Below are 14760 nucleotides of genomic sequence, written 5' to 3'. Positions count from 1 at the left end.
TGTTGAGTTTGTCAGAACGGCTCTTTATTTGGCGGCAGTAATTACTTGGCTCAGCCGCGCAAAAAGCGGGGTTTTCGTCAGGTTAAATATATTCTTCAAAAAAGCGCAGGTTATTTCGCAGGATAATGGAAATATTAACGCGAATGGCGTCGCTTTTCGGCGCTTGTCCTTTGATTAAATGCTCAAATAAGGTAAAATATCCCAAGTACCCTTTTTCATACGGATTTTTATAAATAATTGCTTTTAAAACGCCCCGTCGAAGCATTTGTGCGCTTTCCGGGAAAAGGTCGCTGCCGACTGCGAAAATCGTTTGTCCATGCGGGCAAGCGCTGATTGCCTGGCAAAGCGGCAAAGTATTTCCGGCCCGAACCGAATAAGCGGCGACGATAGTTTGGTCTGTTTGCAGAGACTTCAGGAGCCGCTGCCGGTTTTGCTCCGGGTCATCGGCATCTTGTACATATTTTATCCGAATACCGCGGTTGGTGTTCTGAAAGTATTCCTCAAAACCGGCGGCATTCATTTTGTGGGAAGAGGAACGTTCGTCGCCGGCCGCGACCAGAACCGTTCCGGTTTGGCCGTTTAGCACCAAATCAACTAATTCCGCCGCCAGCCGGCCGGTATAAGCATCATTGGGGGCAATGCAGCACAGCCGGCCGCAGTCTTTAAAATCATTGTCAATTAAAACGACAGATACTCCCCGCCCGCTGAAACGGCTTAAAAGGCACTGAATTTGAGTATTATTGCTGTCCGGCGTGGTTAAAATTCCGTCCAGGCGGTCGCCCCATTGTTCATACAGTTCTTCCAGAATAGCGATTTGCTCCTGGCTGCTCCGGTTTCGACGCGAACTGAACGTCCGGCGAATGGTGTTGATATTATAACCGAAAACCGCTTCGGCTGCTGCTTCACAGCCTTTCCAAATATAGCGGAAGTAGTATTTGCCGCTGCCCTCACTTTCCGGCAAAACCACAGCCAGATTGACCTGCCGGCGTTTTAAGGACGAGGCTACATAATTGGTGGTATAACCCAGATCCTTGGCAGCCTTTAAAATTTTTTGCCTGACTTCGCCGCTGATTCCATCCTTCCGATTAATCGCGCGGTGCACCGATACCAGGGAATAACCGCTGGCACGGGCAATATCTTTTAAGGTAACTCGTTTTTCTGCCATGACACCACCTTGAAACAGAATGCATCTGCCTGAACTGTAACGATAATTCAACTTTTCCTGTCTGCTGTCGGTTTAACTTAAAGCCAAGCCATACAGCCGAAAGAGCGGAGTTGTAATCTTTTAACTTTCCCTGTCAAAAGATTTCCCTTTTCTGCTCGGCGGAAACAGCCTAAAAAAGACCATTCGGACGAATATGGAAAAGCGATTGCTTCGTCAGTTAAAATGTTTACGGAAACGTTTCCGGTAGATAATATTATAGTTGAAAGCAGGGGGATATGTCAATAGTGAGCAACATAGATAAAACTAACAAAAATATCTTTTGAAAAATGTGCAAATCACATAAAAGCGGGAGGGGTGAGACCGAGTTGAAAGTTTGCTTGGGGATTATATCAGTCGGAAGAATTTGAGCAAACATGCTCGGTCACCGGAAATGCAAGGGCTGCTTTAGAAAATTGGCGTTGCTGTCGAACGCGAATACGCTGTATTCGCTGCCTCTCGGAGCAGACTGCCTGGTCGCCGGGACCGAGTTGAAAACGCACTTCACTTTTACTGAAATTTTTAAATTTAGAGTGCGTGCGGCTCGGTCGCCGGAAGTGTAGGGGCTGCTTTAGAAAATTGGCGTTGTTGTCGAACGCGAATACGCTGTATTCGCTGCCTCTCGGAGCAGACTGTTTGGTCGCCGGGACCGAGTTGAAAGTTTGCTTGGGGATTATATCAGTCGGAAGAATTTGAGCAAACTTTCTACTTGACATTTAGTGAGGTGGTGGTATAATGTTTTCTTGGAAATGCAAATGCAAATGATTTGCAAAAAATTAAAAAAGGACGACTTTCATTAAAAAGTGCGTCAGGGAGGAAAGAATGAAAAGATTATTTAGTATAATGATGGCTTTGCTGTTAGTTATAGCACTGGCAGGCTGCGGCAGTGAGGCTGGCAAAAAAGAGGCAAAGAGTGCGCCGCAGGCGGAAAATAAGCAAATGGCGGCAAGCCAAACGGAGTCGAAAACCGAAACTAAGGCAGAAACAAAATTAAAGACAGTGGTAACGATTTTGCCGCAGGTGGAATGGGTCAAGGCGGTGGCCGGCGATTTAGCGGAAGTGACGGCGCTGCTGCCTCCGGGAGCCAGTCCGGAAGTTTATCAGGCCAGTCCGAAGGAAATGATTGCCCTGGAAGAAGCGGATTTATATTTTACAATTTCCGTGCCGGTTGAGGTGGAAGGAATTATTCCGAATACAGCGACGAAGGCAAAGATAGTTGATTTGGCAGCAGCAGCGGCGGCCAAATATCCGGAGCTGTCTTTTGGCGAAGAGGAACATGACCACGACCATGAGCACAGCCACGAACACGAGCATAATCATAAGGAAGAAGCGGCTCATGATCACGATCATAAGGAGGTGGCAGAACCGGCGCATAATCATGATAAAGAAGCGGCGGCAGAGCATAAGGAGGAATCGGCTGACCATGCACATAAAGAAGAAACAGGTCATGAGCATAAAGAAGCCGTTTCTCATCAGCATAGTTCGGATCACAAAGAAGAAGCTGAGCATGATCGAGCTCATGGACATAAAGAAGAAGCTGACCATGATCACGCGCATGAGCATAAAGAAGAAGCCGAGCATAAACACGCCCATGACCACGAAAGCGAAGAAGAACATGAGCATCATCATCACAGCGGCCGGGACCCGCATGTCTGGATGTCGCCGAAGCGGGCAGTGGTCATGGTCGAGGCCATTCGGGATGCCTTGATAGCGGCGGATGACAAGAATGCCGAGACCTATCGCCGCAATGCCGAGGAATATTTGCAGAAGCTGAGAGAAACCGATAAAAAATTAGAGGATACATTATCGCAAGCCAAGGCAAACAGCTTTATTATCATGCATCCGTCCATGGGCTATTTTGCCGATGATTACGGTTTAATGCAGGTTTCGATTGAAAAAGAAGGCAAGCAGGCAACAGCCGAGCATTTGAAAGCGGTCATTGACTATGCCAAGGACAACAATATCAAAGTCGTTTTCTATCAAAAGGAGTTTGACAATAATCAGGCCAAAACCATCGCCTCGGAAATCGGCGGCGAAGTTATGGAATTAGAACCGCTGGCGCCGAATTATTTGGAAAATCTGGAAAAATTAAGTGAAGTTTTCAGTGCCGCTTTAAAATAGGCGAAAATAGTAAGATTTGTCGATGTGCCTGCTATTTTAGGATTGCTTTTACCGGAAAATCGGGTTACAATAGGAAAAACGAAAAACAGAAAAGCAAGGAAAGAGCGGAAAGGACAGGGCTATGCCGATTTTAAAAGTCAGCGGAGTACAAGTAAATTATGGTAAGACAGTGGCCTTAACCAATGCCGACTTAGCGGTCGAGCCCTGTGAATTTATCGGCATTATCGGTCCCAATGGCGGCGGAAAGACGACACTGATTAAAGCGATTTTGGGTATTATTCGGCCGGTGCAGGGGACGATTGAGCTGGATCCGGGGCAGACACTGGGCTATGTGCCGCAGCTGACGACCTTTGACCGGAAGTTTCCGATTACGGTGATGGAAGTTATCCTGCTCGGGCATTTGCCGAAGCGGATTACCTGGGGGCATCGCTTTACCAAACATGAAAAGGAACATGCCAAATTTGTGATGAAGCGACTGGGCATCCTGGAGTTGAAAAACCGGCAAATCGGCGAGCTGTCCGGTGGGCAGATGCAAAGAGTGCTGGTCGCCAGAGCGCTGATGAACCATCCGACGATTCTGGTGCTGGACGAGCCGACGGCCGGGGTTGATGAAGTGTCAAAAAAAGAAATTTATCAGCTTTTGACGGAGCTGAATAAAAATATCACCATCTTAATGATTACCCATGACCAGCTCGACGCGGCGGCTTTTATTTCCCGCTTCGTGTATGTTGACAAAACGATTAAGGCGATGCCGGCGGCGATGTGGCAGGCCCTTGCGGCCGGGGAAAGGGAAGAAAATGATAGAAGCCATTTTTAAATATACTTTTCTGCAAAACGCCTTTTTAACGGCTTTGTTTGCCAGTGTGGTCTGCGGTATTGTAGGCACGATCATTGTGGAAAAAAAGCTGGTCAGTTTCAGCGGCGGGATTGCGCATGCTTCTTTCGGCGGCATCGGACTGGGGTATTTGCTGGGTTTTGAGCCGATTTTTGGCGGGATTGGCTTTGCGGTGCTGTCCGCCTTTAGTGTCGCTCAAATCCGAAAACGGAGCAATACCAATGAAGATACTTTAATCAGTATGCTGTGGGCGGCGGGAATGGCGCTGGGAATTTTGTTTATCGCGCTGACGCCGGGATACCCGCCCGATATGACTTCGTATTTGTTCGGCGATATTTTGACAGTCAACAGTCTGTATTTGCGGGTAATGATTGGTCTGAGCCTGGCGGTGCTGCTGATAGTCTTTTCCTTATATAACTATTGGAAGATTTATTTGTTTGACGAGGAGTATGCCGGGATTATGGGAATTCGAACCGGCGGTTTGGAATTTCTTTTGTTTTTGATGATTTCCATCAGTATTGTGATTTTAATCAAAGTGGTCGGCATTATCTTGTCAATTGCCATGCTGACTGCGCCGCCGGCGATTATCAAGTTATTTACCAATCGTTTAAGCCGGGTGATGATTGGGTCCGGTATTTTGGGGATTCTTTTTAACTTGGCGGGGCTGACCTTATCCTATAAAATGAATATTCCTTCGGGAGCGACCATTATTTTGCTGGCGGTTCTTTCCTATTTAATTGCTTTTACCGGCAAGTATGTGGCCGGCCGCCGGCAGCGCCGAGAAAAAAACGAGAAAACAGAAAACTGAGAAAACAGAAAACGAAAAAATATAAAAACAGGGTATATAGGAAATATATCCTGTTTTTTGTTGCAAACAATTTTTGTGGTTTTCTTTTTTGAATAAGCTTAAATTCCTGAAATAAGCGGTGTTGAAAAAATATTTTTAGATTAAAGAGGAAAAAGAAAAGAATTTTAATATGTCAGTGAATATATTATAGGAAAACTTTCCTGTATTTTTTGCTTCAAAATCGAAAAAAATAGAACTAAATAATTATAAAAGCGGGGAAAAAGCAATAACAAAAGGAAATACAGACAACAAAATGAGGGGAATTTTAGAAAAAATAATATAATTTCCACAATTTGTGGACGACTTTTAAGAAAGAATATGATACAATAAAAAAGCGATAAAATAATAAGGTAATAAGATTATAAGTTAGGGATTTTGAATTAAATCAATTAGGAGAATGGGCGGAATGGAAAGACAGATAATTTGCGGGAAATACCTAATTTTGGAATGTTTGCATCAAAGCGAAAACAATACGGTCTATTTGACGGAAAATCAAAGCTTACATAGCAAGCGGATTATCAAGCAGATGAAAAAACAGGAAAACTTTCAGTTGGCGGAAGTGGACATTTTAAAGGAGCTGTCGCATGCCAATATCCCCAAAATTATTGATGTGCTTGAGGATGATGACTTTATTTTTTTAATTCGCGAGTATGCCGAGGGGCAAAACTTGGAAGAATGGGCGGCCGGCAAGGAAAGAATAGAAGAAGCCGAGGTACTGCGGGTTGCCGAACAGCTGGCGGAGGTTTTGCGCTATCTGCATGAAGGGCTGGAAAATCCGATTATTTACCGGGATTTAAAGCCGGAAAATATTATTTTGGATCAAAATCAGAACCTGTTTTTAATTGATTTTGGTATCGCCCGTTATGCCACACCGGAAAGGAAAAAAGACACACTTTTCTTGGGCACAAAGGCTTACGCTGCGCCGGAACAGTTTGGGGTGCTGCGCAGTGATGAAAAATCGGATATTTATGCTTACGGCATGACCTTATATTATTTAATCAGCCGCCATAAAATCAGTGATCCGCCCTACAAGCGGCTGGAGCCGGAAAATTGGAGTAAGTTCTATGCCGAGGACTTAATTGCGCTGATTTATCGCTGCAGCGAACCGCAGCGGGAGAGGCGACCGGACAGTTTCAGCGAAATCTGCGGACAGTTAAAGGAATTGCAGCAAAAGGAAGCAGGGCCGGCGACGCTGCCGGAGCAGGCCGAAGTGTATTTGGGCATTCGGCGGGGAGTGGGCACGAGCTTTGTTGCCTGTGCTCATGCCTTTCGGGCGGCGGCTGAAGGCGGAAAAACAGCTTTATTGGACTGGAGTGAAAGCCAGCAGATTGCCAAATTAGTTTATACTTCCTCGGAAGTGCAGGTAAAAAAGGATTCCTTTATGCTTAACGACCTGGAGATTTTTCCAGGCAATAAGGATAACAGGCTACCGCTGAAATGGCAGGAATACGACCGGATTTTCATTGATTACGGACTTTTGACTCAAGAGAAGCGCAAAATCCTGCGGCCGTTTCAGGAACAGCTTCGATTTGTCGTGGCCGGTGCCGCTTGGGATATGGTCGATTTAGATGAAGTGATTTTTAATGAAAAACTGATTGATGGCTGCTTTATTTTAAACTTGGCGGATGAGAGCCGCTTAGCCGAGTTAAAGTGCGAGTATCCGGACACAAGGTTTGAACTGTTTCCTTATCAAAAAAGTATGCGCGCCTTTGCTGAGAGCGGACAGGAGGAAAAGCAGCAGGCGGAGGCGGCGCCCATTTTTGATAAGATAAGGACCAAAATACAGGGGATAGTTTGGTTCAATCCCCAAAAATAAAGCTGCTGGTAAAGTCAGTTGAGAGCTTGTGCCAAACAGAGCATTTTGATATTTAGGGTTTGCAAAAAAACTTTTCCTTTTTGCGTAACTGAATGATACCTGGGCAACAAGCAAAGCTTTCAATCAGGGGAAAGTTGAGTAAGATAAGTTACTTTTAATGAGATTGGATAAACATAGGGATGAAAGGAGACGGGCCTCATGTTTGGGCAGGAGAAAAAGCAAAACCGGATTGTCAAAACCATTGCGGTCAGAACGATTGATCGGGGCTTGGGAGCAACCCATATCAGTTTGTGCCTGGCGAATGCTTTGGCGCTAAGCGGCGGGCGAGTGGCGCTGATTGAATGGAACTCGCACCGGGAGTTGGAGGAGATTGAAAAGATATTTGCCGGTTTTGGCTACGAGGATAAAAACAAGCAGGTCTTTCGTATTCGGCGGGTGGATTATTACAAAAGTTATCAGGAAAAGGGACTGGCCAGCCTAAAAAAGGAAAATTATGATTTTGTGATTGCCGATATCGGCAGTCATGCCAATGCCTATTTTGCCGAGGCCGATTATCCGCTCCTGATTGTCAGCGGCAGCGAATGGAAAGCCGCCCGGGCGCTGACCGAGATAAAAAAGCTGGAAGAGGCGGTTGGTTCGCGGCTAAAGGTAATGGTTAATTTCGGGACACCGGAAGAATTGGCCTTTTTCCGTAAAAAATATCAGGGCGGGATTTATGCCTTTCCTTTTTGGAAAGATCCCTTTGCTTCCAAAAAAGAAGAGCGGGAGTGGGTGTGGAAAATATTTCAGTAACGCAGTCTGCCTTTGGCGACCGGAAAAAGATTTATTCCTGTTTATAAGGAGTTGAGCAGTGCATTCATATAATAAAAGATAAACTTTCAGGCTGACTTTGCGTTAAGAATTTTTATTTGGGGAAAATCAAGAGTAAGACAGGAGGGATAAGGGCATGACATTGCGGAAGATGGGGATGATTCGGAGCGCGTTAAAAACAGTAGGTTTGGTTGTTTTAGGAATTGTGATTGGTGCCGGCGGGAGTTTTGGCTATCAGTACTGGCAGGCAGCCAGCACCGACAAGCTTTTGCCGGCAGTGCGGTGCACGGTGCTGACCGTCAGTCGGCCGATAGAATTGGGTGAAGTGATTGCAGAAGCGGATTTAGCGGAAATGGAAGTGGAAGAGGATGCGGTTCCGGCCGGAGTCTTTACCCTGCCGGAGGAAGTAATCGGCCGTAAGACCTGGGTGGCCTTAAAACCGCGGGTAATGTTACAGCCAGAATTTTTTTATGAAACCAATTTGGAGTTTTGGCAAAATACGCAGGAGGTGGAAGTGTCCGAGCTTCCGGCTGAACTTTTGCCGGGCGATTATGTTGATGTCAGGATTCTGTTTCCCAGCGGTCATGATTACTGCGTACTGTCGCATAAACAGGCCGGCGGACTGGATGCGGATAAAAAGAAAATTGTACTGGGCTTAACGGAGGAAGAAAGGGTTCGGCTGGGCAGCGCCCAAATTGATGTTCAAACCTATGAGAGAGCATATTTGTATTTAACCATTTATCCCAAAGCCGTTGATATGCCGGATACCATTGTCCGTTATCCGGTCAGTGGCTCGGTTCAGCCTTTATACGAGGATGTGGCGCAAAGTGCCATTGTCGGACAGGAGAGAAACCGGCTGGAAGCGGCTTTGACCCAGCTGAAAGCAGAAGAAAAGTTTTTAAAAATGCAGGAACGAATCGGTCAGGAGCAGCCGGCTGAAGCGGGAGTATTGAGAGAAAAAGAAGCGGCAGACAGCCGGGACAAAAACTTACAAAGCTTTTCCGAAGCAGATAGGAACAAAGCCGAACCGGCCGACGTGAGTGAGCAGACGCCGGCAGCGGACAGGGAAACCGCCCCCGCTCAGCCGGAAAACAATAATTCAACTGCCGCCGACAAAGAAAAAAGCTTTTAAGGAGAGGACTATGATGCAAATATTGGGACAAGATTCCGCTGCCAAAAGACAATTTGTGTATAGTCTGGCGACGCTGGCGGCCATTCATTACGGCAAATATGAAATGTATTCCGAGCATTATGCCGGGCAGGCAGAAGATTATACCGATGCGTTGACCGTTTATCCGCTTCGGGATTACCGCGGACAGGAGCAGTGCCTGGTGGAGACGGAACTTCCGGTCGTGCAGGCGGAGCAGACGGTTTGTTATCTGACGCCGTATCGGCCGGAGATTCAGGCGTTTTTAGAATATCTGGCAAGAGAAAAGCCGGAAAAAATTACCGTTGTTTACGGCAGCCATATCCACGAATCGGCACTCAACCAAAAGTATTTAAGCAAGCAAATTGCGGAAAAATCGGAAAACACTAAGTTTGAGCTGCTGACGGTGGAATGGGATAAGATTGATAAGCTGCTTGCCGATGAGGCTTTGTTTGACGGTTATTATCAGTTGGAGCCGCTTTCCGGTGACTATAAAAATGCGCTGCTGCGTCTTTTGGGGCAAGTGGCCGGTGCACTGCCGAGGCAAAGCAAAAAATATTTTGGTCAGGAAAGGAGGCTGCGGCCATGATTATCGGATGGGCGGACATTACCGGCCGGGGAAAGCTGACCAGTCAATTATGTTTTATGGCGGGGATCTTTGCCCAGTACAGCGAAAAACAGCATTTGCTGATCAGCCGCCGTCCGGTCAAGGCGGATTATTATTTGGGCTTGACCCTGGAGGACGCAGACAAAAAAAGAGCGGATTTGCTCCGGCTGGCGGTCAACGGTCAGCTGACTACGCAGCTGCTCAAAGATTACAGTTTGCCGTTAATGAAGGGTCTTGATTATTTGGATGCTTCTTTTGTTGACAGCAAGGAAGGCGAATATAAGCAGGTTTTGTATGAGTATTTGCTGGAAAAGGCCGGTGAGGGCTACGGCTATGTCTTTGCTGATTTGAGCCGGGAAATCGAAATGAGCCGGAGCGTGGATAAATTAGTCCTTTGCCTGCCGCAGTCACCGGCGGCGATTAGGGAAGCTCTGCAGGGGCGGAGCCTCAGTTTTGAACGAGGGCGGCTTCCGCTTCTGCTCTTCGGCCAATATTTTTCGGACAGCCGCTGGACGAAAAAGCGTTTGGCCAAAGAGATTGCGGCGGCCGATGTTTTAAGTCTGTCCTTTTCCTATGAGCTCTTTGATGCGCTGAATGAAGGCAGTCTGCTGGATTATGTCAAACGAAAGTACGGTAACTGGGAAACGGAATACAGGCAGTTTGCCAAGTTTGTCGGCGGAGGGGAGGAGCGGCGGAAATGATGGAGGCTTTATGGCCGGGACTGGCGGCAGCGGCCGCAGCGGGGCTGTTTCAGGGGGTTTTTCAGTATGAAAAAAGAAAGCTTCTGCGCCAAAATCAAAAAAGAGCGGAAGAAATCAGCTTTGACCGCCTGTTTGCTTTGGTGAAGGAAGAATTATACGAGGAAACTAAAAAATATTTGGACTATAAGGAGCAAAGCGAAGAGTACGAACGAGCCAAGAGCCGGTGCAGCCATTTAAAACTCGCACTGAAGCAGTGCGGTTACGGCTATCGAAGCGATAAGACCTATGTGATTGAAATGATTAAGGACATTATTCTGCGCCTGCTGCCGAGCCGGGATGCGGTTTATGCCATTGTGCCTTATCAGGATGCGGAAGCCTTATCGCTGGAGGATATGTTTGATATTTTGCTGTATCACTATGAGCAGGAACATCAGGAGAAAGGACTGGAGGTGCTGATTGAAAAATATCGGTTAGACCGGCCGAAAAATGTGATTGAAAACGGAGAAACACCGTCCTATATTATCACCGTCGAAGAAATCCGAGCAATTTACGCCGCCGAAAACATCGAGCTGAGTCATGAGGAAGAGTGTATTTTGCTGGCGCATAAGATTTACCGCTATTATAAAGGCTTCGGTGTGGTTGACCGGCTGCGCGATATGGCGATTGACGGCGTATCCGGCGGGGTGTCCGGCAAAATCAATGAAGAGGTCGGCAATGAGTTCAAGCAGAAGCTGGAAAATTATTTTTGGCAGGAAAGGGATGATGTGCTAAAGGAACAGACCTACCGCAACTATGACAGCGTTTGGATTTTCTTCCGGGGCAAGCCCATTCATCTGGCGTTTTTGAGTTTTCAGTCGGAAAAAGAGCTGCGCCGGGTCTGCCAAAACATTTATCGCTATAACAAGGCCGGGCAGCTGTCGGAAAATATCGGCTACAAGGTCAATGATATGCGCGACGGCTCGCGGGTGGTAGTGGTGCGGCCGCCGTTTTCCGAGAGCTGGGCATTTTTCGTCCGTAAGTTTCATATTAAAAAATTGGAGATCGATCAGCTTTTTGCCGGACCGGGAGCAGAACTCTTGGCGGCTTGGCTTCGCTATTTGGTTAAGGGTGGCCGGATTATGGCGATTACCGGCTCGCAGGGAAGCGGTAAGACAACGCTTTTGATGGCGCTGATCAAGCATATTTACGGCACGCTGACGCTGCGGATTCAGGAAATGGCCTTTGAGCTGCATCTGCGCAAAGTCTATCCGATGCGCAATATTTTAACCTTTCGGGAAACCGAGTTTGTGTCCGGTCAGGCCGGTCTTGATTTGCAGAAAAAAACCGACGGCGCGGTCAATATTTTAGGCGAGGTCGCAACCGACGAGGTGGCGGCGCTGATGCTGCAAACCGCACAGGTGGCTTCTCTATTCACTTTGTTTACCCATCATGCCAAAACTACGGCCGATTTAGTGCTGTCGCTTCGCAATTCGCTTTTAAAGTGCAATATTTTTCGGGATGAGGTCGTGGCCGAGGAGCAAGTCACCGAAGTTATTCAATTTGATATTCATTTGGGCAAGGACTATGCCGGCAACCGCTATGTGGAAAGAATTACCGAGATTATCCCGCAAGAGACGGGCTACCGGCTGCAGGATATGATGGTCTATCATAATGGCGGCTATGAACTTAAAAACTTGCCCACTTCCAAAAACCTGGAAGCCATGAGCCGCGCAATGACGGCAGAAGATCAGGAGGAGTTTGCTTTATTTACGGAAGGGTGCCGGAGGATGATAAAAAATGGAGAATTTACAGATTAGCATTTGGTCGGCGGCATTGATTTTATTTGTTGTCGCCCTATGGTACAGCCGGCGGCCGCGCCGGCCGAAAACCAAAACGCAAAGTGATTTGCCGCATCCGATGAACCTGCGGGTTTATCGCTTTTTGCGGCGCTTCCGTTACAGCCGCTCGCTCCTGTTTCGCTATCAATATAGCCTGAAGCAATTGACCCGGCTGCGGGAAGGGGCTTTGCTGGAAAAAACCGGTGATTTTTTTCGAAAGCTGATGTTAGCGTTTTTGATTCTTTTGAGCGGTCTTTTATTCCTGACCCGCAACCTGGTGTATTTGGGGATGTATGTTTTTGTCATACTGGTTCTGATTGAGGTGTTTGTTGATTATGTGCTGGTTAAGCGGCATAATCAGCTGCTGCAAGGCCAGATTTTATTTGACGAGCTGGTACGGCAAAAATATTATGAGCAGGGGACGGTTGAGGAGGCTGTTTACGAGGCTTGTCAGGAGTTTCCGGATAAAACCTCGCCGATGCTGATTCAGGGGGAATATTTGTATGATGTCCTGATGGAAAGCGATGTGGAAGAAGCGGTTCGCCGTTATAATCAGCAGGCACCGAATAAGTATTTGAAAATGCTGCTTAACCTTTGCTATATCACTGCCGAATACGGCGATAGTCAGATGAACGGACAAAGCGTTTTTATGGGCAGTTTAAGCCATTTGACGGATGAACTGCGGGTCGAGGAATTAAAGCGCGAGCGGCTGAATTATTCCCTGAAAAGCCTGCATTTTATTGCGGTTTTGCCGCTGCTGTGCATGCTGCCGTTGCAAAATTGGGCCAGCCGCAATTTTGAGCCGCTCCGGCTCTTTTATCAAAGCCGTTTCGGCCGGATAACGGAGCTGGTTATGTTTTGTTTGATTTTGTCCGTGGTGATGATGTTGCGGAAAATTCAAAATATCGGCATTATCTCCGAAGAAAGAGCGGAGCGGCGCCGGGAAACGGAAATTCCGATGCGTAAGCGGCGGATTCGCTTCATCAGCTTTGGCGTCGGGCTGCTGCTTATTTTTTTCATTAACTGGCAGGAGCATAATCGTATCCGGCAGACGTCGGTCTTGGAAAACACAATGTTTTTTGGCGGCGGGGAAGAATATCGTCAAGTTCTGCGGGCAAAAGAAGCGGAGTGGCTGGACGGACTGAATCCGCGGCTGAAAAAAGCGGCCGTTTTAGCGGTTCTGCGGGCGCAAGCGGAAAAGCTGCCGGAGTTGTCGGGCTTACAGGGAAAGGGCTTAGACCGCTATGTCAACCAATTATATGAAAAATACCGGCAGCTGCACCGACCATGGCTGGAGCTGTGGCAGATAGCGGTGCTGGCGACGCTGTCTTTTGCACTTGGCTATTGGTACTTGCTGGCGGATGCATTGGCCGGCCGAGTCAGGGAAATGGAAAGAGAGGATGAAGTGGCGGCCTACCGCAGCATTTTATTGATGTTGATGCATCATACCCGCTTGGGGATGGAGGATATTTTAACGTGGCTGAATATGTTTGCCCATTATTATGAGGAAAGGTTTGAGCGGTGTTTGAATAATTTTTCCATGGGGGCAGAGGAGGCCTTTGCCGAGCTAAAGGTGGAAAAACAAGCGGATTTTCAAACATTGGTTTTGCAGCTGGAAGCGGCGGCCAAGGATTTGTCGCTGCAGCAGGCATTTGATGATTTGGTGCATGAAAAGGCTTATTATTTGGAGCGGCGCAAGGAAATTAACCGGCAGATGATTGCCAAGCGCTTGGCGATGGGGGAAATGATTGGCTTTTTGCCGGCCTATGGGCTGATTGCGCTGTATTTAATCATTCCGATGATTTACAGCGGCATGGAAAGCCTCAATCAGTTTTATCAACAGCTGTGAGAATTGGGAGGAATAAGCGAAAAAATCAGCCTTTAGAAAGATTTAGAAGTTAGAACTGCAAAACATTTACCAGAAGTTGAGTCAGTAACTCAACCCAAAATAAAAGGAGGACAAAATGGATCAAAATATTCAAAAGGCGTTGTGGCTGGGAGTGGGGATTTTACTTTTTATCGGAATTGTCAGTACGGGGCTTAGCCTTTACAACAAGGGACGAGGAGTGGCGGAGGCCAGCAGTCAGCAGTTGGATAAGGTCAGCAAGGACTTGGCCGAGTCCAGTTTTGCACCGTATAATAATGCTAAGACCTCGGGGGCGGACGTGCTGAGCGCGATTAAACTCTATGCCGATCAAAGCGGTGAGTTTATCATCAGCGTTAAGACGAAGGCCAGTACCAATGTTTATGTCAGCGGCGGCAGTATTTCCGCGGACAATACGGTTGGTGATTTGAGCCAGAAATCCCGCGGCGATATTGATAAGCAAATCAAAGCGGCCAACGACAGTAAAAACAATGCTTATATCAATCCGACCGCCAGTTTTTACGCACAGTTAGTGTATGATAAAAATGAAGTAATCAAGGGGATTACGTTTGAGCAGCAGTAAAAAACTCAACTTTCCCATAGCTGAAGTGCTGGCGTTTTTGCAATGATTGAAGCAATATGTGTTTCTGCCGTGCGTGCGGGCTCTTGATTAAAAGAGCCGTTTTCTGCCGGGGGGGGGGCGATTTGTTTTGAGTGAAAAAATCGTTTTTACTGGGCGGACAATCAGCCTAAAAACGGTCTGATGAAATGCTTCGATGACCGTGAGAAAGCCGGGGAAAGAAAAAGAGCGGCAAAGGCGGCAGGCCGGTAAGTCGTGCCGTCTTTGCCATAAGGTGTATTTCCTTTTTGTCAAAGACTTTTAGAAATGTCATTTGTAGAAAGTTGTATTTTTTAGTTGGGCGTCTTGGGCATGGCGGAAATGAAGAATATTTCTTGGACTATTTATTATTATAGAATGGAGATGTTTTTCGTA

General features: G+C 47.1%; 13 protein-coding genes. 12 read left to right on the top strand and 1 reads right to left on the bottom strand.

The features are described 5' to 3' along the window. Nucleotides 1-82: 82 nt before the first annotated feature. The gene (locus C3V36_03345) at nt 83-1165 is read right to left on the bottom strand and encodes a LacI family transcriptional regulator (protein AVM68366.1); all 1083 of its coding nucleotides are present in this window, start codon (nt 1163-1165) and stop codon (nt 83-85) included. Between the two features lie 413 nt (nt 1166-1578). Here C3V36_03345 and C3V36_03340 point away from each other — a divergent pair, with 413 nt between their 5' ends. The 12 genes from C3V36_03340 to C3V36_03285 all read left to right on the top strand — a co-directional run bounded on the left by C3V36_03340 (nt 1579) and on the right by C3V36_03285 (nt 14349). Continuing rightward, entirely contained in the window at nt 1579-1764 is a 186-nt protein-coding gene (locus C3V36_03340) for a hypothetical protein (GenBank protein ID AVM68365.1), read from the top strand. Nucleotides 1765-2023: 259 nt separating this feature from the next. Further along, nucleotides 2024-3322 carry a hypothetical protein gene (locus C3V36_03335; protein ID AVM68364.1) on the top strand — a complete coding sequence of 433 codons (1299 nt, stop codon included), beginning with the start codon at nt 2024-2026 and terminating at the stop codon, nt 3320-3322. Between the two features lie 121 nt (nt 3323-3443). After that, nucleotides 3444-4139: an ABC transporter gene (locus C3V36_03330; protein AVM68363.1), complete on the top strand. Its 696-nt coding sequence runs from the start codon at nt 3444-3446 to the stop codon at nt 4137-4139. Then, the gene (locus C3V36_03325; GenBank protein ID AVM68362.1) at nt 4120-4965 is read left to right on the top strand and encodes a hypothetical protein; all 846 of its coding nucleotides are present in this window, start codon (nt 4120-4122) and stop codon (nt 4963-4965) included. Before C3V36_03330 ends, C3V36_03325 begins: the two co-directional genes overlap by 20 nt. A gap of 436 nt (nt 4966-5401) precedes the next feature. Further along, a complete protein-coding gene (locus C3V36_03320; protein ID AVM68361.1) occupies nt 5402-6820 on the top strand; it encodes a hypothetical protein in 1419 nt (472 codons plus the stop codon). Nucleotides 6821-7018: 198 nt separating this feature from the next. Continuing rightward, nucleotides 7019-7612 (top strand): hypothetical protein, encoded by a 594-nt coding sequence (locus C3V36_03315; protein AVM68360.1) that lies wholly within the window; start codon nt 7019-7021, stop codon nt 7610-7612. 154 nt (nt 7613-7766) lie between these two features. Continuing rightward, nucleotides 7767-8762 carry a hypothetical protein gene (locus tag C3V36_03310; GenBank protein AVM68359.1) on the top strand — a complete coding sequence of 332 codons (996 nt, stop codon included), beginning with the start codon at nt 7767-7769 and terminating at the stop codon, nt 8760-8762. A gap of 10 nt (nt 8763-8772) precedes the next feature. After that, nucleotides 8773-9366, top strand: coding sequence for a hypothetical protein (locus C3V36_03305; GenBank protein AVM68358.1), 594 nt, complete (start codon nt 8773-8775; stop codon nt 9364-9366). Further along, nucleotides 9363-10085 (top strand): hypothetical protein, encoded by a 723-nt coding sequence (locus C3V36_03300; protein ID AVM68357.1) that lies wholly within the window; start codon nt 9363-9365, stop codon nt 10083-10085. The genes C3V36_03305 and C3V36_03300 overlap by 4 nt, the downstream gene beginning before the upstream one ends. Next, the gene (locus C3V36_03295) at nt 10082-11881 is read left to right on the top strand and encodes a pilus assembly protein CpaF (GenBank protein AVM68356.1); all 1800 of its coding nucleotides are present in this window, start codon (nt 10082-10084) and stop codon (nt 11879-11881) included. Before C3V36_03300 ends, C3V36_03295 begins: the two co-directional genes overlap by 4 nt. After that, complete coding sequence (locus C3V36_03290) at nt 11862-13751, top strand: hypothetical protein (GenBank protein ID AVM68355.1); 1890 nt, start codon at nt 11862-11864, stop codon at nt 13749-13751. The genes C3V36_03295 and C3V36_03290 overlap by 20 nt, the downstream gene beginning before the upstream one ends. Before the next feature lie 115 nt (nt 13752-13866). Further along, entirely contained in the window at nt 13867-14349 is a 483-nt protein-coding gene (locus C3V36_03285) for a hypothetical protein (GenBank protein AVM68354.1), read from the top strand. Nucleotides 14350-14760 lie beyond the last annotated feature (411 nt).

This window comes from Lachnospiraceae bacterium oral taxon 500 (genome assembly GCA_002999035.1).
Lineage (GTDB): Bacteria > Bacillota > Clostridia > Lachnospirales > Vallitaleaceae > W11650.
The sequence above is the reverse complement of the archived record's forward strand: the minus strand, read 5'-3'. Positions and strand labels throughout refer to the sequence as shown.

What these genes read in the sequence shown, in the direction of transcription:
- C3V36_03345 (AVM68366.1), bottom strand. Translation starts at nt 1,165, where the DNA reads ATGGCAGAAAAACGAGTTACCTTAAAAGATATTGCCCGTGCCAGCGGT.
- C3V36_03340 (AVM68365.1), top strand. Translation starts at nt 1,579, where the DNA reads ATGCTCGGTCACCGGAAATGCAAGGGCTGCTTTAGAAAATTGGCGTTG.
- C3V36_03335 (AVM68364.1), top strand. Translation starts at nt 2,024, where the DNA reads ATGAAAAGATTATTTAGTATAATGATGGCTTTGCTGTTAGTTATAGCA.
- C3V36_03330 (AVM68363.1), top strand. Translation starts at nt 3,444, where the DNA reads ATGCCGATTTTAAAAGTCAGCGGAGTACAAGTAAATTATGGTAAGACA.
- C3V36_03325 (AVM68362.1), top strand. Translation starts at nt 4,120, where the DNA reads ATGATAGAAGCCATTTTTAAATATACTTTTCTGCAAAACGCCTTTTTA.
- C3V36_03320 (AVM68361.1), top strand. Translation starts at nt 5,402, where the DNA reads ATGGGCGGAATGGAAAGACAGATAATTTGCGGGAAATACCTAATTTTG.
- C3V36_03315 (AVM68360.1), top strand. Translation starts at nt 7,019, where the DNA reads ATGTTTGGGCAGGAGAAAAAGCAAAACCGGATTGTCAAAACCATTGCG.
- C3V36_03310 (AVM68359.1), top strand. Translation starts at nt 7,767, where the DNA reads ATGACATTGCGGAAGATGGGGATGATTCGGAGCGCGTTAAAAACAGTA.
- C3V36_03305 (AVM68358.1), top strand. Translation starts at nt 8,773, where the DNA reads ATGATGCAAATATTGGGACAAGATTCCGCTGCCAAAAGACAATTTGTG.
- C3V36_03300 (AVM68357.1), top strand. Translation starts at nt 9,363, where the DNA reads ATGATTATCGGATGGGCGGACATTACCGGCCGGGGAAAGCTGACCAGT.
- C3V36_03295 (AVM68356.1), top strand. Translation starts at nt 10,082, where the DNA reads ATGATGGAGGCTTTATGGCCGGGACTGGCGGCAGCGGCCGCAGCGGGG.
- C3V36_03290 (AVM68355.1), top strand. Translation starts at nt 11,862, where the DNA reads ATGGAGAATTTACAGATTAGCATTTGGTCGGCGGCATTGATTTTATTT.
- C3V36_03285 (AVM68354.1), top strand. Translation starts at nt 13,867, where the DNA reads ATGGATCAAAATATTCAAAAGGCGTTGTGGCTGGGAGTGGGGATTTTA.